This is a genomic window from Virgibacillus byunsanensis, assembly GCF_042675965.1.
Lineage (GTDB): Bacteria > Bacillota > Bacilli > Bacillales > Amphibacillaceae > Virgibacillus_R > Virgibacillus_R byunsanensis.
This window is the reverse complement of the sequence record NZ_JBHTKJ010000003.1, coordinates 42408-61681: the sequence shown is the minus strand read 5'-3', so window position 1 is coordinate 61681 and position 19274 is coordinate 42408. Positions and strand designations below refer to the sequence as shown.

12 protein-coding genes are annotated in these 19274 nt (G+C 39.5%); 8 read left to right on the top strand and 4 right to left on the bottom strand.

The window, feature by feature from the left end; all coding sequences use genetic code 11:
- Positions 1-15 precede the first annotated feature (15 nt).
- A complete protein-coding gene (locus tag ACFQ3N_RS01400; RefSeq protein ID WP_390358853.1) occupies positions 16-1461 on the bottom strand; it encodes a serine hydrolase domain-containing protein in 1446 nt (481 codons plus the stop codon).
- A 292-nt stretch (positions 1462-1753) separates the two neighbouring features.
- Here ACFQ3N_RS01400 and ACFQ3N_RS01395 point away from each other — a divergent pair, with 292 nt between their 5' ends.
- The gene (locus ACFQ3N_RS01395; protein WP_390358851.1) at positions 1754-4102 is read left to right on the top strand and encodes a TOTE conflict system archaeo-eukaryotic primase domain-containing protein; all 2349 of its coding nucleotides are present in this window, start codon (positions 1754-1756) and stop codon (positions 4100-4102) included.
- A 168-nt stretch (positions 4103-4270) separates the two neighbouring features.
- Here the strand turns inward: ACFQ3N_RS01395 and ACFQ3N_RS01390 are convergent, their stop codons facing one another.
- On the bottom strand, positions 4271-4528 hold the full coding sequence (locus ACFQ3N_RS01390; protein ID WP_390358849.1) for a hypothetical protein: 258 nt from the start codon (positions 4526-4528) through the stop codon (positions 4271-4273).
- Positions 4516-5031 carry a hypothetical protein gene (locus ACFQ3N_RS01385; protein ID WP_390358847.1) on the bottom strand — a complete coding sequence of 172 codons (516 nt, stop codon included), beginning with the start codon at positions 5029-5031 and terminating at the stop codon, positions 4516-4518. Before ACFQ3N_RS01385 ends, ACFQ3N_RS01390 begins: the two co-directional genes overlap by 13 nt.
- A 172-nt stretch (positions 5032-5203) precedes the next feature.
- Between ACFQ3N_RS01385 and ACFQ3N_RS01380 the strand changes: the two genes are divergently transcribed.
- On the top strand, positions 5204-6130 hold the full coding sequence (locus ACFQ3N_RS01380) for a DMT family transporter (protein ID WP_390358845.1): 927 nt from the start codon (positions 5204-5206) through the stop codon (positions 6128-6130).
- 331 nt (positions 6131-6461) lie between these two features.
- Here the strand turns inward: ACFQ3N_RS01380 and ACFQ3N_RS01375 are convergent, their stop codons facing one another.
- Positions 6462-7793: a short-chain fatty acid transporter gene (locus tag ACFQ3N_RS01375; RefSeq protein ID WP_390358843.1), complete on the bottom strand. Its 1332-nt coding sequence runs from the start codon at positions 7791-7793 to the stop codon at positions 6462-6464.
- Between the two features lie 212 nt (positions 7794-8005).
- Here ACFQ3N_RS01375 and ACFQ3N_RS01370 point away from each other — a divergent pair, with 212 nt between their 5' ends.
- The 6 genes from ACFQ3N_RS01370 to ACFQ3N_RS01345 all read left to right on the top strand — a co-directional run bounded on the left by ACFQ3N_RS01370 (position 8006) and on the right by ACFQ3N_RS01345 (position 19252).
- Positions 8006-9517 carry a zinc ribbon domain-containing protein gene (locus tag ACFQ3N_RS01370; RefSeq protein WP_390358842.1) on the top strand — a complete coding sequence of 504 codons (1512 nt, stop codon included), beginning with the start codon at positions 8006-8008 and terminating at the stop codon, positions 9515-9517.
- Positions 9518-9657: 140 nt separating this feature from the next.
- Entirely contained in the window at positions 9658-10926 is a 1269-nt protein-coding gene (locus ACFQ3N_RS01365) for an MFS transporter (RefSeq protein ID WP_390358840.1), read from the top strand.
- Between the two features lie 204 nt (positions 10927-11130).
- Positions 11131-12627 carry a TIGR02677 family protein gene (locus ACFQ3N_RS01360; protein ID WP_390358839.1) on the top strand — a complete coding sequence of 499 codons (1497 nt, stop codon included), beginning with the start codon at positions 11131-11133 and terminating at the stop codon, positions 12625-12627.
- The gene (locus ACFQ3N_RS01355) at positions 12628-13791 is read left to right on the top strand and encodes a TIGR02678 family protein (RefSeq protein WP_390358837.1); all 1164 of its coding nucleotides are present in this window, start codon (positions 12628-12630) and stop codon (positions 13789-13791) included. It abuts the gene before it with no gap.
- Positions 13784-17944: a TIGR02680 family protein gene (locus tag ACFQ3N_RS01350; RefSeq protein ID WP_390358835.1), complete on the top strand. Its 4161-nt coding sequence runs from the start codon at positions 13784-13786 to the stop codon at positions 17942-17944. The genes ACFQ3N_RS01355 and ACFQ3N_RS01350 overlap by 8 nt, the downstream gene beginning before the upstream one ends.
- A 12-nt stretch (positions 17945-17956) precedes the next feature.
- Entirely contained in the window at positions 17957-19252 is a 1296-nt protein-coding gene (locus ACFQ3N_RS01345) for a TIGR02679 family protein (protein WP_390358834.1), read from the top strand.
- Positions 19253-19274: the final 22 nt, after the last annotated feature.

Sequence of the window (19274 nt, the reverse complement as noted above, 5' to 3'; positions counted from 1 at the left end):
ATTATCGGACTTCCACTAACTATGGTGGGTAGGAAAGGACCGGGCGGGGTTTGCCCGGTTTTTCTTAATATGAACTTCAGTTGTTAATTCTTGATTTAAATGACTACCATATCCCGCAAACCAAGCGCCTTCTTTGTTGGGAATAGATACAGGAATTGCATCAGCCACCTGACGTGCAAATTGACGTCTTGCTGGATTGGTAGAAACGGTGTTACGACTTGGATGAACACGGTTGGTTAATAAAATGGCGATGGTGTCATTATTTTGATTAACGACAATAGATGTTCCTGTATAACCAGTATGTCCAATGGACGACCCTTCTGATAACGCGTCCATGTACCAACCTTGTCCAAGTTCCCAACCTAATCCATGATCATTTCCAGGAAATCCGGGAATTTGATTCTGAACTAATAGCTCGATTGTTTCCGGTTGGAGTACTTGCTCACTCCCATAACGGCCTTCATTAATAAACATGTGAGCTAATTTTGCAATATCATTTGCCGTTGAGAAAATACCAGCATGGCCTGCAACACCATCAAGTGACCAAGCGTTTTCATCATGAACTTCTCCCCAAACGAGGCCTCTGTCGATTAAGGGTTGATATTCGGTTGCGGCAGTATTTTTCTTTAAATCTTCAGAAGGATTATACATGGTGTCATCCATCCCAAGTGGTTCTGTCAGATTTTCTTTTACAAATTCATCTAAACGTTTTCCGGATAAACGCTCAATAATGGCTGCTAATGTAATCATATTTAAATCACTATAGGTGTATGTAGATCCTGGTGGGTTATTTAATGGGTATTTGAAAACATGCTGTAGTCGATCTTCTCTTGTTTCGCCAACGGTATAGAGGGGAATCCAAGCTGTGAATCCTGATGTATGTGTCATTAGCTGACGTATGGTTACATCCTCTTTGCCGTTTTGTGCAAAATCTGGAATGTAATCTGCAACCGGATCATCAAGTTTAAATTGACCATCTTCATAAAGTTTCATGGCTGCAGTAGTTGTGAAAATTTTGCTAAGTGAAGCAACATCGAAAATAGTATCTTTATTCATAGCAACAGGTTCGTCCATCTCGGTGACACTATCATCTTCATAAAGCGCTGCATGCCCATATGCTTCATGCTGTACAATATGCCCACGTCTCGCTACAAATGTAACCGCACCAGGCATCGTACCATTTTCAATCATGTTGTCCATTACCGAATCAATCTCCAGTAAAGGACCTTCCATCATTCCAGCCCCTTTTACCGAGCCAGGGTGTAGCACAGGTGATGATGGTCCAGGTTCATCCCAGGAAAAAATCGGGTGAGGTTTTTCTTGCGATTTTTTAAAATCCCGATCTTCTATTGTCGGCTTTTGTCCCTCCTGCGCTTCTGTAGTTATCCCCACTGATGATGTGAAGAGTAAAGAAGTAGATAGTATTGCCGATAATGTAATATACGATGTTTTTCGACGCATATTTCCTCCTCCTTCTAAAATTAGAACATAATAAAGCGCTTACACTATTAACATAGTAGACATAAGGTAGTTTAGTAAATGAATCGTTAGTAACAAAAATGTTGGGAAATATATAAAAGGTGTGATAATTTTAATGCGCCAAAAGTAGGAATAAGCTTTTTTATTTTGGCATTTAAACCAAATATAATACTAGTGGTTAGACTATTTGAAGAGGGAACAATATACTGTTTTTGATATTTAAAAAGTATTAGTATAATAGCATTAAAACTTTGTTAAATGAGAGAGTGAATTTATGGGTAATCTCGAGCTACAACTTCAAAAAGCCTTGAAAGAGAATGAACATTTGCAAGATGAAAATAATCGATTAAAACAACTTTTGAAGCATCATAACATCATACCTACTTTGGAGAATAAACAAAATGATACTAGTAAAATCCAATCTAGGGAAAAGAAAATTAGGAGTAGAATTGAACTATTTAGGGATCTGTTCAAAGGTAGAGAAGATGTTTTTGCTGTCCGTTGGAAGTCTAAAAAAGGTAAATCTGGATATTCACCAGCCTATGAGTGTAAAAAACCTACTATTAAATGTGCGAATTGTCCAAATAAAAAATTCACTTCAATAACAGATCAAGTCATATATGATCACCTCTCTGGAAAGAAATCGATCGGTTTGTATCCTATGTTAAAAGATGGGACATGCTATTTTTTAGCAGTTGATTTTGATAAGAAAAATTGGAAAAATGACGCAACAGCTTTTATAGACGTATGTAAAGAATTAGACGTACCTGCTAGTATTGAAATATCTCGTTCAGGTGATGGATGTCATGTTTGGATCTTTTTTCAAGATGCTATTCCTGCTAAATTGGCACGAAAACTTGGTAATTTACTCTTAAAGCGAACTCTTGAGAAAAGATATCAGACAGGAATTGACTCCTATGATAGATTGTTCCCCAGTCAAGATTCATTACCTAAAGGTGGATTTGGTAATTTAATTGCTCTACCATTACAGCATGAACCAAGAAAGAATGGAAATAGTATTTTTGTTGATGAAAATTTTATTGCTTACCGTGATCAATGGCTTTATTTATCTGAAATTAAAAAGATGGATAAAGCAAATGTAGAAAAAGTTATTAAGAGTTACTATCATATGGACACTTCCCCTGATGTAATTAATGAATATATTTCCAAACAAGAAAGGATACCAACTAAACTATCAGTTATTTGCAAGGATAGTATTTATATTCCTAAAGAGGGTCTCCCATCACACTTTATAAATAAAATTATTCAATTAGCAACGTTTAATAACCCAGCATACTTTAAGGCTCAGGCTAAACGTTTACCGACATATAAGATACCAAGACTTATTGATTGTTCAGAAGATCAGCAAGAACACCTGATTTTACCACGTGGGTTGATGGAGGAACTATCTAAGCTTCTTAAAGAAAATTCAATTGAACTTAAGGTAGAAGATCAGACATTTTCAGGTACAGAAATCTCAGTAAATTTCCATGGACAATTGAGAACACAACAAGTTGACGCTACCGAAAAGCTGCTAAAATCTCCAATTGGCATACTGTCGGCAACTACAGGATTTGGAAAAACAGTTGTAGCTGCATCGCTTATATCAAAGAGAAATGTAAACACATTGGTGATAGTTCATCGTAAGCAACTAATGGATCAATGGAAAGAACGGTTAGCAGCATTTTTTAATATAGAGCCTAGTAAAATTGGCCAAGTTGGTGGAGGGAAAAACAACGCTCAAGGGAATATTGATATAGCTACAATTCAAAGTCTAAATCATAAAGGTGTAGTTAAAGAACTGATTACTAAATATGGACAAATTATAGTAGACGAGTGTCATCATATTTCAGCATACAGTTTTGAAAAAGTATTAAAAAAAGCAGAAGCAACATACGTCCATGGATTAACTGCTACACCAACAAGAAAAGATGGATTACACCCAATAATGACAATGCAATGTGGGCCTATACGTTTTAAGGTTAATGCCAAAGAACAAGCAAAAATAAGGCCATTTGATCATATTTTAATAGGTAGAAATACCACGTTTAAAAGTACGGTGAATGAGGAACAAAAAAACATTCAGAACCTGTATGCTGAACTTATTAATGATAATCAGCGTAATGATATGATCTTTAATGATGTATTAAAAGAATTAGATGAAGGGTCATTCCCTATCATACTGACAGAGCGAATTGAACACGTTAAGCTGCTTGAGGCAAAGTTTAAAGGCTTTGCTAAAAATATTATCGTACTTACCGGAGGAATGGGTAAGAAGGAAGGACAATATAAGTTAAAAAGGTTAGAAGAACTTTCAGATGATCAAGAACGCTTAATTATTGCTACTGGAAAGTATATAGGTGAAGGATTTGATAATGCACGTTTAGACACGATGTTTTTGGTAATGCCAATATCTTGGAAAGGAACGCTTCAGCAATATGTTGGCAGACTTCATCGATTACATGATAAAAAAAGGGAAGTAAAAGTATATGATTACGTAGACCATAAAGAAGCGTTGTTTCAGAGCATGTTTGAAAAAAGAAAAAAAGGTTACAAAGCATTAGGTTATATAATGGAAAAAGTTGGTTATGAGGGAAATAATCAACAAATGAAATTATTTTAATAGAAATTTGGTTGTCCTTACGATATTCACTATAAATTTTTTCCTAGAAAAAAGCAACCACCCCACTTTTAAATACAATAGATGGGGGGTTACTTCTCCTATGATAGCACCTTATTTTAGGTCAACCAAGTTAATACGAATTGTAGATGAGATATTTAAAATTTCGCACTAATTTAGCTTAAATTGATCTATTTCCTCTTTTGTTAATGTTTCGGGATTTCTTCCATTTTCCTGACACCAATTATACATGTTACGAAAGCGTAAGTTAGGAACTTTTTCATCAGGTGCTGTAAATATACCACTCGGAAATGCTTGATCCATGTCATCTATCGAATTATTGAATCGTTTCATTGTTTTAACACCTTCCCTTGTTGCACGAATTCCTTTTGCTGTAGATTCAAAGTTAAATCCCTTCAACTTTGACACCATTGAACACCTCCAGGTAAGTATCGATTATGCAGTTCAGCCGACTTATTTGTTGGAAAAAAGTAATATGGGGTGAAATTAAATCTTGACTGTATTGCCCCTAGTTTCCGATAATAATCTTCATTTTGATTTCGTTTTGCAAACAAACCAATGTATCCCTCATAATTAAGCTGGAAACTTAATTCAACAGCAAAGCACAGAAGGTTTTTTCCAATACCTGCATAGGTTTGATTTGGATTAGAAAATTTGTTTTGAGGTGCAGCTTCCATAAGTTCAATGTGTATCAATTGATTATTTTTATGTTCCTGGATTGCGATTACTCCCTGTATTACATCTTTCCCCTTAACAAACATTCCAAACAACTTATTTTCTTTTTTTGCGAATTCTTTAGTCCACTCGAACCAACCATTCTTTTTATATAGATTATACTTTTTAACATCACTTTTACCTAAGACCTTATAGCAAATATCTACCGTTTCCCCTGTGTAAATATTAATTATCATATTTTTTCGAACTCTTTCTATTTTTCTATATTATAACATATAATACATGTTTTAGATGTGAAAGAAAATAGGTTCTTGAATTATTATGTAAAGTAAGCTTTTTCACTTTGGCATTTAAACCAAATATAATACGATAAGTAAAGATGCGATTTTTAGAAAAGAGGATCGAAATATGCAAAATAGAAATAGCAGTAATTCATTAGTTACACTTCTTGAAAAGAATAGATACATAATCTGGTCCTTCATTTTAGTTATTACGATTATATGGGGTTATGCATGGGTATTAATGAAAGAATCGCTGGATTACATGGGTCCGTTCACGTTTAATGCTTTCCGGTTTGGGATTGGTTCATTAACCTTATTAGGAATAATTGGCATATTAAAACTGGAATTGCCAGCCAAGAACGAATGGAAGCATCTTATAATAGTAGGGATTTTGCAAACTTCTATCGTTTTCTTGCTCGTCATGTATGGGTTGCGGTTTATTGATGCTGGAAAATCATCCGTGTTGTTGTATTCCATGCCAATATGGAGTAGTATGTTTGCCTCGAAAATACTTGGTGAGAAACTCGCTGGTGTAAAAGTAATAGGACTCACGATTGGAATGGCAGGGTTGCTAACTATTCTTGGTTGGGATATCGTGCTTGTTCAGGACATGCAAGTGATATTTGGAGAACTATTGATAATCATAGCGGCTATTTCGTGGGGCGCATCCAATGTATATTACCGGTTGAAGCTTCAGGATATAGGAAAGCTGCAGGTCACTGCCTTTCAAATGCTGTTCGGTACGATTGGCATTATTTTAGCAGCAGTGATGATGGAGTGGGGTGAGCCAATACATTTGAATGCAAACAGCATATTTTACGTGTTGTTTACTGGTGTGCTGGCATCTGCACTTTGCTTCTCGCTCTGGTTTTTATTGCTAAGTGTGATTGATATGGTGACAGCAACATTGTCGACCTTGCTGGTACCTATTTTCGGATTGTTGCTTAGTGCGTTGATTCTAGGTGAGGAGTTGACGACTGGTATCTTGACTGGTTCCGTGCTGATAATAGCTGGGATTGGTATTGCGCAGCTTTCGAAGCGGAGGAAAGAATGAATTTTTGTTGAAAAGCCAAAGTTTTGAGTGAAGTGGCCGGAGTTTAAAGCGAAAAGGCCAAAGTTTTAGGCGAAGTGGCCAAAGTTTACTGACTAAAAGCCAAAGTTCACCATTCAAATAGGAAAAAAGAACAAAAGCGCAAGTGCCCGTTTAGCGACGTATGGGCTGCGCCCGTGCATCGCGGGTGGGTCGACGTTGCCGCGCATAGCGACGAAGTTAGTCGATCTTCCGTGGCGTACACAGTTAACAAATTACCCACAAGCTCCAAATTTGATAGTTTCCTAAACTACAAGAAAAAAGTGTCCCGCTGCTCACAGGACACTTTTCCTTTTTAAAATAATAATAGACCAATAGTTATTGGAATGAAGCTCCAGAATAGGATGATGACACAGAATCCCATAATGTCGCGGACTTTTAAGCCGGCGATTGCCAGTAGTGGTAATGCCCAGAACGGCTGAATCATGTTCGTCCAAGCATCCCCCCATGCTACTGCCATGGCTGTTTTTGCTGTGTCTGCTCCGATCTCAATTGCTGCAGGTATCATGATTGGACCTTGAATTGCCCATTGGCCACCACCAGATGGAACGAAGAAGTTAACGATACCAGCACTAATGAATGAAAATAGTGGAAGCGTAAAGTCGCTCGATAGATTAACGAACCATAGTGACATTTGTTCCGATAGACCTGAGGCAACCATCATCCCCATGATCCCAGCATAGAAAGGGAACTGTACGATGATGCCTCCAACGTTTTTCACTGCACTTGTAACACTATTCAAGAAACGTCTAGGGGTGCGGTGGAAAATGATTCCAAGAAAGAGGAATATAAAATTAACGATATTAATATTCAAATCAAGTCCATTTTGGACAAAGTGATAAATAATAAATACAAATCCCATGATCCCAATTAAGAGCGAAACAAGTTTACTGTTCTCCAACCGAACAGCAGGAGTTATGTATTCTTTGGATAATTCAGGTTCATCATCATCGTCCACCGTGTCAGATTTCCATAAGTTAGGATCGGTATTTTCTAAGTTATCACTGGATTTCATCAGGAACCGATTTAATAATGGAAGTGAAATGAGTAAAGAAATAACGATAAACAAGTTAGACGCACTTAAGAGTGTATCTGTAATTGGTACAACACCGATTGTTTCCTCTAAAAAATGGCCTGGTGTAGCAATCAATAATGGGATAGATCCTGATAACCCCCCATGCCATAGTAGAAATCCACTATACGCACTTGCCATTAGAAGGCGATAGTCCACAGTTGGAACGCGTCTGGCAACGTGAACTGCAAGCAGTGCCCCAACAACTAACCCAAAACCATAACTAATAAGACAGGCAATTGCTGCGACAAACGTAACAAGCAAGACTGCCTGCCCAGGGGTGTTCGCGAGTGTACTTATTTTTGTTAACGCGTTTTTTACAAGCGGGGTACTAGCAAGGATATACCCGGTAACTACAATTAAGGACATTTGCATGGCAAAAGCTAACAAATTCCAAAAGCCACCGCCCCAGTAGTCAATCATCTGCATTGGTGAACTGTCCGTGAAACCAATTCCTAATAGAAAAACGATTAAGGTTAAAATGATAGCAAATAAAAATGCATCGGGTAGGTATCGCTGGACCATTCGATCAAAAAACCTCGTTAAAAATTTCATTAAATTCTCCTTTCCATTTTTGCAAACGCTTTATCTACCATACTAAATTATATTCTTACTAGTCAATATATAAGTTTACGTTGAAATAATCGATAGATTGTTATACAATAGTAATGTTTTTGTTACCAAACTGTAAAAAACAACGAATTCGTCAAAGTTTGTAATATAAATAGTACTAGAATTTTTAACTTACTAGAAACGGAGGGGATATGATGATGAAGTTTTGCAAGAATTGTGGGAAGGAATTCGTTCAGGGAGCCAAGTTTTGTAAACATTGTGGTGAAGATTTAACAGCCACTACAGAATCACAAAGTCTGGGCTTGGACACTACGCAAAAGCCTTCACCTGAACCTCCAAAAGATAGTGGTTTATCCACTTCTGAAAATAGACAGACAGTAAAATCCAAGCTTTCCATAGCTATAACGGGTGTCCTGATTGTATTGTTACTTATCGGCTATCAGGTTGGCGCATCCATGACTTCACAGGAAAAAATTATTGAGAGATTTGAAACAGCGATGATTGAAAAGGATGCTGGAACAGTTGCAGATATACTAAAATCAAGCAGTAAAAATTTGACGATTAATGAAGAAGCGGTATCAGGTTTTATCAACTATTTCAGCGAAAACCCCAGTAAACGGGGTCATTTAATTAATCATTTAAAAAGACAAGGTCAAGATTATGAAAACAACTCTAATGTAGCTGATGCAGCTGACGATTCACCATTTTATTACGCTGTAAATCTAGTAAAAGACGGAAAAAAACTTATTTTTGATAATTACGAGATTAACGTTAGCCCCGTATACTTTACTGTGTATACAAATTATGAGAATACAGAAATATTGCTAGACGAAGAAGTGATCGCAATTTCAGACAAGGAGAATTTTTCAAAAGAGGTTGGACCATATTTGCCTGGAACATACCAATTTAGGGCAAACTATAAATCTGATTTTATCGAATTAACAACTGAGACGGAACGAACAAACTTCGATCCAGGTTATACAGATGAAGTAGATTTGTATGTTGAAGGAGAGCATGTTGAGTTTTATATACCATTTGACGAACAACTAACAAGTACGACTCTATCTTTAAATAGTGAAGATACCGGGATTGATGTAACAGAACAGCATACGGTTGGGCCAGTTTTAACAGATGGTTCGATGAGCGCTTCTATTGAAGGGGAGTTCCCATGGGGTTCGATAAAAACAGAAGAAGTTCCGATAGATAATAATTATATCGATGTGGAATTTTCAGCTGACGAAGCATTAAAACAAACGATCCAGGACAAGGTCATACAATTTAACCAGGAATATATCGAAGCCTATACTTCAGCAGATGCCAGTTTGCTAACAGTAGCTGGAGAGCAAATTATTGATGCTCTTATCGATGATATTGAATACGATCAGAACTACGGAAATTTTTACCAAGGAAAATTTATAGGCATTGATTTTTACTCTGATTCCTTTACGATCAACCATAATGGTGATAGCTGGTATATTGCCGTTGATACGAACACATTATATGAAGAAGGTTATTATAATGATTTTGATAATGAGGTGGAGTTAGAAGAAACGACCGAGGAACGTGGGTATGAACTAACTTATAACGAGGAAACCCAACAATGGCTGGTAACATATGTAGGTTGGGCAGGTTACATGGAAAGTAACAAAATGATGGAACATCGTGAATTGGAACCTAAAATGTTTAAGAGTTCTTGGGCGGAATAGAACGTGATGGAATAGGAAAGCTTTTATCGCTCGGGTAGGGGCTTTTTTATTTTGATTCTCGAAACTTCTTCCTACAGTTTGCTTTTTCACTGTGCTATAATTTTAAATTCAGGTAGGTGCGAGCATTGTTCATACAACGAATGAAAGAAAAAATTGGGAATATCTATTATGGCTGGGTTATCGTCTTTATTGCAGGACTAGGCGTCTTCTTTTCTGGCCCAGGTCAAACGTATTCCAACTCCATATTTATTAATGAATATATAAATGATTTTGGCTGGTCACGGTCTGAGGTTTCCAGTCTTTATTCAGTGGCAACACTCATCGCTGGTTTCGGCATGATGTTTGTTGGGCGTTATATTGATAAATTCGGACAACGTTTTATGATGGTACTGGTTGGAATATTATTCGCTGCAGCACTCTTTTTTAATAGTATAGTTTCCTCCATGTGGATGCTCGGTATCGGTTTTTTCCTTATTCGTTTATTAGGGCAAGGAAGCATGCCGCTTATTCCAAACACACTTGTAGCTCAGTGGTTTATCAAAAAACGGGGAACCGCACTTAGTATTAAAACGATGGGGAGCTTTGCGAGTGCTAGTCTATTTCCAATCATTAATATCTGGCTGATTAATACGTGGAGCTGGGAGGTTGCATGGCGATTCTGGGGTGTAATGGTTCTCGTCATTTTTGTGCCCATCGCTTACTTTGGTGTGCGTAATAAACCAGAGGATATGGGGCTGGTCCCAGATGGTAAAGAAGGTAAACGGAAAAACGATCCGGAGCCAAAGTTAGCTACAGTAATACCAGCGGCAGAAGAGGATTGGACATTAAAAGAGGCAAAGAAGACGAAAGCATTTTGGGCTATCTTGTTGTGTGTCAGTATTCCAGCAATGGTTAATACAGGGATAACCTTTCATATCGTATCAATTTTTAGTGAAAATGGGCTATCGCCTGCAACTGGCGCACTGGTTCTAAGTTTAATGGCATTCGTGGGCATCCCGATGTCATTCGTATCCGGTTATATCACGGAAAAGATCCAAACCAACTACGTGCTCATGTTTATTTTTATGGTAGAAATGGCATTACTTCTTCTATTATTAGTAGCAACGAATTTCTGGATTGCTATTTTAATTGGTGTTATCTGGGGTGTTGGTAATGGATTTGAACGGATTGGACTAAATATCATCTGGCCGAATTATTTTGGACGGAAATATATCGGTAGTATTAATGGAGTTGGTGTAACGATGGGGGTTATTGGATCAGCGTTTGGACCACTTCCATTTGGCGTAGGATTTGATCTGTTTCATAGTTATACACCAATTTTATTGTTTACGCTAATTTTCCCGGTGATTGGGTTGGTTAGTGCATGGGTTGCAAAGAAGCCGGTTAAGGCGGATGTGTTGGGTGAATAGGTTTTTGAACGGCTTCCTGCTTGGGTGGGGAGCCTTTTTTTGTTCGGGAGATAAGGTTGATGCTTATTAGTTGAAAAATGGTAGCGAACCCCAAACTCCCCAAGCACAACCCCGAAATAAATTTTGCCAATTCGCTACCCTCCATAGACATAATCAGCGAACCTAATTACAATAGAAGAAAATCGAAAAATGTAGGTGAACGAAATGACAATGCAGCCTTTTAAAAAGGTGACCGAGGCAAGTTACTTAACGGCGGAAAAGGCTTGGAGTTACCGGGCGATTTTACGCTATTTTTACATACAGCATGAGCGGATGCGCGAGTTTCTTTTTCCGGAAGAAATTTTCGCATATGTAATGGAACAACCAGGTTTTGAGGAGTATACAGAGGAACACCTGCATCAGGATTTGGATCAGCTTGTGCGCTGGAACAACCTGGTTGCACGGCAGGAAATGGGGCGTTCCCGTACCATAGAGGAGTTTAAGAAAAAGCGGTTTCGCTATCAAACGACTCCGTATACGATCGAGTTTGAACGGATGCTGCAGGATATGGAAAAGGGTGGTTCTGTCTTTGGTGGATCACTTGAGAAAAAAGAATTTGAGCGGCTTTATCAGGCTTTACTGGAAGTGGAAGTAACCCTAAAAAAAGATACACTTCCACCAGCTGATGAATGTGCGCAGTTATGGAATGATGTTTTCACGTATTTCCGTTCGATTACGCAAAACACATCTGACTATATTGCCCATATCAATAGTGAGGAAGCAGAGGAACGTATGCAGACGGAGGCGTTTCTTGTTTTTAAGGATCAATTTACGACCTATTTGCGTGATTTTATCTTAGGGTTGCAACAAACGGCATTAAAAATTCAGCAATTACTCCAAACTGTTGATATACCAACACTTCAACCAATAATACATCAGGTAATTACTCACCAGCAACAGGTTCCTCGATTTGAGGATGTTGGTTTGGATGAAAAAGAGCTTATTAGCGATCAGGAAGAAAAATGGAGGAGTTTGTCAACATGGTTTCTTGGTAATGAGCATAGTGAAAGCGAACTGGACATGCTGCAAATGCGGACAAATGAGCAAATTCGTCGGATTACTCGAGTTGTACAGCGGCTTGGGGAACGTCACCATTATTTCCGTAGTCGGAAAAAGGATTATTTGCATACGGCAAAATGGTTTGATTCTTTATCGGATATAAATGAGGCACATGAACTCTCAGCAGTTGTGTTTGGGGTTTTTCACACGCGTCATCTGTTCAGTGACCATGTGCCAACCGACGATATATATACTGATGTATGGGACGAAAAACCGATAACATATGAAACGAAACCACGTATTCGGAACTTCCGTGAAAAAACGCGTCCTGGTGCGATTGTCAGTCAACAGGAAAAGAAGGAAGAGGCACGACAGACACATTTACTGCAAAAGCAGATGGAACAAAAAACGCTGGAAAAATACATGTCTGGTAATGAAATACGACTGGATCAGTTACCTGTTGTAGAAGCATATGTCAGAAAAATGCTATTAGGTTGGATTGGTAAGGCGATGTCACGAAAGGATCATACGTTCAAAACAGAGCACGGACGTACAGTGAAGGTACATATGTCAAAGGAAAAACAAATCCAATTACATGCAGAAGACGGGATCATGGAAATGCCAGACGTAACTTTTGAATTTCTTGATGAGGTGAAGAGTTAAATGGAAGCCACTATATTTGATGAAAAAGCAGAGACCGCACTCAGAATGTTGTTGGAAAAGTTTTGGGTTCTTCGTAGTCAAGAACCACAATTATACCAAATGATTCGTGAGCGAGAAAAAATGTTGAAACGATATATAGATGATAAATATGGATTCGATTTAATTGTCCATCAGCACTTTATCAAATTGGAAAAAATCCCGGTTGAAGCGAAAAGCTGGATGGGAATACAGGAATTTCAGGAGCCGCGGGATTATGCTATGTTTTGCAGTGCTTTGGCTTTTACCGAAAATAGATCCGTGGACGAACAGTTTTTGTTATCGGATATTTGTGAGGATCTAAAAGACATGCATCCGGGGGATTTTCCGCTCGACTGGACCAATTATAATCATCGTCGTTCCCTGGTGCGTGTGATTAAACAGCTGGAAAAATTGTCAATTCTTGCACCAGTGGAAGGTGAAATTGAGCACTTTGCCATGAATGAGGAACAGGAAGTGTTATATGAAACGACTGTATATGCCCGCTATTTCATGCGTTCGTATCCAAAAGATTTGTTTGAATACAACACCGTCAGTGATATTTTAGCTGGGGAATGGGAGAGGCATGAGGAGGATGCAAGGAGAAAGCGTGTCTACCGAAAGTTGATTCTCAATCCTGTCGTGTACCGTGAAGGGGAGGATGATCCGGACTTTGCTTATATCCGTAACTATCGAAACCGCCTACGGGATGATCTGGAAGGCCACACGATTTTTCGCCTGGAAATTTTCAAAAACGCTGCAATGTTAGTAGCGGATGAAAAGAAACAAGAGCTCACAATGTTCCCAGATCAAAAGGCGGTTATGGATGTCGCGTTGCATATTTCCAATTATGTACGCACCCATCTCGAAAATTATCCTCCAGATGAATCTGGGAACATTCGGCTTACCCGTGTAACACTTGAACAAATCATTTCAGAGGTCCACACACTTTATGGGAAAGGCTGGAGCAAGCAATACCGAGAAGGCTCCATTGTGAGTACCACGAATGAGATAGTAGATTTGCTGAAAGATTGGGAAATGCTGGAGGAAGAGACGATTACGAACGCATATGTGGTAAAGCCGTTATTTGGACGTGTCTTAGGTCATTACCCAAAAGAATTCATGGACGAGGAGGGTCAGTATGAGTAAGCAGAATAAATGGAAAATGAATCGGGCTGGGCTGTTGAATTTCTGGTATTATGATGACGAAATTTTTAATTTTGCTGATGGAAAATTACTGCTCCGTGGAAGTAATGGTTCAGGAAAATCCGTAACGATGCAGAGCATTCTTCCGGTTTTATTGGATGGGAAAAAATCACCAGACCGATTGGATCCATTTGGCTCGAAAGCACGCAAAATGGAAGACTACCTACTAGGTGAAAAAGAAATTGTCAATCGTGATGAGCGAACCGGGTATTTATTTATCGAATATAAACGCGAAGATACCAATCAATACATCACAACAGGTATTGGCCTGCAGGCACGTCGGAATAAGGCGATGAATTTCTGGGGATTTGTGATCACCGATAACCGGCGAATTGGTAAAGATTTTGCGTTATATGAAACAGAGCGTAATGCTGGTGAGACGCAACAGATACCATTATCAAGAATTCAGCTGGAAAACCGGATTGCCAGTGGTGGACAGGTTGTACGTACACAAGGCGAATATATGAAACTTGTTAACAAGTATATTTTCGGTTTTGAGACAATAGAGGCATATGAAGATTTGATAAAGCTGTTAATCCAACTGAGAAGCCCGAAGCTGTCAAAGGATTTTCGCCCAACCGTTATCTATGAAATCTTAGAAGCAGCACTACCACCATTAACAGATGAAGATTTACGTCATTTATCAGATACGATTGAGCATATGGACCAGACAAAGCAGCAAATCGAGCAACTGGAACGAGAACAAACGGCCCTAAACAAGCTAATAAAAAGGTATCACACCTATAACGAATATCGACTAGCCGAAAAAGCACAGTTTTATGTAGGAGCCAAAAATCAATTTTCAAAAGAGGATCAACTGTTTCAGGAAAAAAGAGAAGGAACCGAAACACTTGCCAAGGAAATCCACATACTTGAAGAACGCACACGCGAGCTCAAACAGAACCAGGATACACTTGTGCGTAAACAGGAACGTTTGCAAAAGCATAAAGTTTGGAATTTAGAAAAAGAACGTACAGACGAAATGCAAGCTTTACAGGATTTGAAAATAGATCATACAACTAAAGAAAAGGCATTAACGGATAAACAACGTCAGGAATTGGACACGAAACAAAGACAGGAACAGCTACAAGATGAGATTGTAACGGCTAATGAAGAATTGAATGAAGCACTGGAGGATTTGCAGTTTCATGCAGAGGACGCCTCCTTTCATCAACATGCACAAAATGAAAATGATTTCCAGCGGTATAACGAAACCAACCATGATTTCTCCGTTTGGGAACAGGAAGCGGAAACGCATTACCAGGTACTGGACTCCATCGGTGAGCAATTACGTGCGTACGAACAAATGAAACAGCAACTTGCTGATTTTGATAAACAAATTGCCGGTATCCGTTTGGAGTTGGATAAGGTGAGGCAGGAAGAACAGGATTGGCTGTCTATTTTTGAAAAGGACAAACAGGAAAAACTAAATGACATACATGGATGGGCAGAGAACCATTCCTTTTTGGCAATTAATGAAGAAATGCTCCAGAAAACCTCTCGTGATATGTATCAACTTTATGATCCAACAACCTATGAGCAAGTTCGAAACCCGTTTGTCAAAGCGACCAATGATTATCAGCTAGGTATCAACAAGGAGATCGCAAGTCTCGACAGTCGACATAATGCTTTAGGAAATGAAGTTCAGGCTAAGGAAGCAGAACTTGCAGAATGGAAAGGTAAGCGTGACCCAGAACCGCCATACCAACAGGAAGAAACAAGACAGGCGCGAAAACAATTGGCACAAGATGGTCATGCGTATATTCCTTTTTATGAAGCAGTTGAATTTCAGGAACATGTTCCTGAAGCTGTTCAGAATCGAATCGAAGCTGCACTACTCGATACAGGTTTGTTGGATACATTAATTACGACAGAAAGCACGGCAATTCAACACGACCGGATTATTCAACCGAACCCGAATATGATGGCCCATACATTGGCGGATTATCTGCAGCCTGATGTCGACGGGGAAGGGGCCATTTCCTCAGCAACTATCGATGAAGTATTACGTAGTATTTTAGTGGATGGACAGTCAGATGGACAAGCCTTAACGATAAAAGAGGACGGAAGCTATCAAATCGGTCTGATTCACGGGCATGCAGTACCGATTGAGCGTGTCCGGTTCATTGGCCGCAGCGCCAGAAAACGGTACCGCATGGAAAAAATCGAACAGATAACCGGAGAAATTGGGGAGTGTAAAGCAGAACAAGTTCAATTGGATGGAAAAATAGAAGAGTTGGAAAAAGCAATACAATCCGCATTGGACGCAATGGAAACATTTCCGAATGATGACGATCTGCAGGAGAGTTTTTCCCATATAAATAAAAAACGCTTTGAACTGAACCAGCATCAAATACGGCTGAAAACCCTTGATCAAGAGATGAATGAAGTCTATCAGGCGTATCAATCGATAAAAGGAAAGCTTCATACAGACACACGCGGTCTGAATCTGGAATTTACCCATGCAGCATACCAGGAAGCTAAACGTGCTATGCGAACCTACGAGAAACAGTTGCGAAACTTAATCACTAAGCACATAACCTATCGGCACCAGCAGGAAAACCTGCACCGAACTAGTGAACGTTTGGAAGAACTCATTTTAGAGGTGGATGGGCTTAAAGGCGAGCTGAATGTTCTGATCGATAAAGAAACACGTAAACAGCAGAATATGAACGAAATCGAAAAACAGCTGGAAACACAAGGATTAGCGGATATTCGGGCACAAATTCAGGAAGTTCAATCACAGCTTCGTACAACCGATGAGGAACTGGATGAAAACAAAACCGTTCTCCCGGAGAAAGTCGTACGCAAAGAAGGTCTAGAAAACGATATGGCGGATCAGCAACAAAAGATGCGATTCTGGGAAAATATGATCGAAGCATGGGAAGAAGTCTTCTCCCAAGAAGTAAACAACGGATTTATCGAACTGCCATTGGATAATGAAACGAATGAATCCCATGCGGAATGGGTAGTGAAGCACTATAAGAGTTTCCTGAAAGAAAAGGATTCCTCCTCTATTGAAGGACAAGTAACAAGTGTTTTCTATGAGCAGCAGCCTAATCTGATGGAATATCGAATGACGGATACAAGCATTCCGGTAATAGAATATCCTTGGATGCAAGCGGATTGGACTGATGAGCAGCGATTGCAAATCACGAATTGGAAGGAAAAAGCAGGACGCAGGTTAATCCAGCTCGATTTTCAAGGGAAGCGGGTCAACCCATATTATATCCAGGAAAAGCTGGAGCATGACCGAATGCAACAGCAGACGATGCTTGACGATCAGGATCGCCAGTTATATGAGGAAATCCTGTTTGATTCAGTCGGAAAAAAACTTCGTAGCCGTATCTACCGGGCACAACAGTGGACGGAAAAAATGAACAAGCTGATGGAAAATAGTGATTCTTCATCTGGATTATCCTTTTCGATCAAGTGGAAGCCACGTACCGCTGAGACCGAAGCAGAACTCGACACGAAAGAGCTTGTTGACTTACTACGTCGTGATTCCCGATTGTTGAAGGAAGAAGATCTCAATCAAGTAATCGAGCATTTCCGCTCTAAAATTGATCGTGCCAAAGAACTAGTAGAAGTAAACGGGGAAGGGAATACCTTGTTGCAAGTATTAAAAGAAGTACTCGATTATCGTAACTGGTTCTCGTTTGTGCTGTCCTATCAGCGTGAAGGCGAATCAAAACGTGAGTTAACCAACCATGCCTTTTATAAATTCAGTGGTGGTGAGAAAGCAATGGCCATGTATATTCCATTGTTCACAGCTTGCTATTCACGTTATCAGGAAGCTGACTCAGCAGCCCCATATATCATTTCACTCGATGAAGCATTTGCGGGTGTCGATGAAAACAATATTCGTGAGATGTTTGAAATCGTTGAACAGCTCGGTTTTGATTATATGATGAACTCCCAAGTACTATGGGGCGATTACGATACCATTTCATCGCTATCTATTTATGAATTGGTTCGACCGAAGAATGCAAGTTTTGTGACAGTTATCCCGTATTACTGGGACGGAAATAGAAGGCGCCTGGTAGTGGATGAGGAAACGGATACAGAAGCGGAAATACCAACAGGCATACAATAAAAGGAGAAAGTCATGGATAAACAATTGCAACAAGCCATACACTTTTTCAAAAGTGAACAAACGTATAAAAAATTATTCCAGCTGTTTAGGAAAAAATACGAATCACTCGGAAGGATTGGTGGAACCGTATCTGTTGATGAATTTTCGGATGTGGAACTGGATGAGATCGGCAGTTTCTTTGGTGTGCCAGGTGGTAGGTTAAAAAAGAAAGGCTCGATTTCTGTTGTCGGATTTGAACAGCAGCTCCAGCATACGAGGTTCAATAGTGTCGGTTTGAAGCAATTGTTAGATGCCTATTTTGGCGAAATTATCGTTTCGAAAAAACAACAACGGGTGGAAAAGGAAGAAAAATTACGGGTAATGTTGGTGGGGTTGAAAGAGCGTTATGAGAAGGTAGCATTTTGGCTAGATTACTTGCTGGAAAAACGAGGAGAAGCGCGTTGGATGCTGGCGATAGCTGAGAAGGAACCCCAGCGATTCGAACAATTAGTTGGTAATCTGGCAAAAGCGGTAGCTTCCTTACCTGAGTCAGTTGAGCGTCTGCCAATGTTCAGCCAGCGAATTACGGCTGACCCGCACGCATTTGACTTGCATACCGATTTGGGGAAAATGTTACTGCATGTATTGGCATTGGACAGTTCAGACACTGCTAATGGAGATGCTGTCATTGTGCCCGGTAGCACGGAAGCCGTTAATGAATTGTTGCAGCGGTATAGAATCTATCGAGATGATCTGCTGAATTATGTGACATGTGCAGGGTTTTATGCAGAAACGGCTGATGGTCCGCATCCGGTTTGGGAAGCGGCCACGCGGAATAACACTGTCCAGATTGTTCCACTACGAGAGCTCGTTTTATTGAAGCGAGTCTACCCATCAAACGGAAAGGACGTCTGGGTTGTAGAAAATTCGGGTGTATGTGCCACATTGCTGGATTACCACCCAAGTGCATCCATCATATGTACAAATGGACAATTTACCTTAGCAGTGTTGATGATGCTTGATTTAGCAGTGGAAGAAGGTTGTGTACTGCATTATGCCGGAGACTTCGACCCAGAAGGACTCGGCATGGCACAACGATTGTTAGACAGGTATCCAGAGGGAAGTGTACAACTTTGGCAGATGGACAAGAATGCATATCGAAAAAGTTCTCCAGTAAAAGAGTTACCCACTGAGCGAATAGAGAAACTAAGTGGGATTGTCCATGATGAATTGGTTGAGGTTGCAAAGGAAATGCGGCAAGTAGGAAAAGCAGGGTATCAGGAAGCGTTGGTTGAAGACATGGTAGAGGATATTCAGAAAAAAACATAAATTTTGTAAAATGATTTGATTT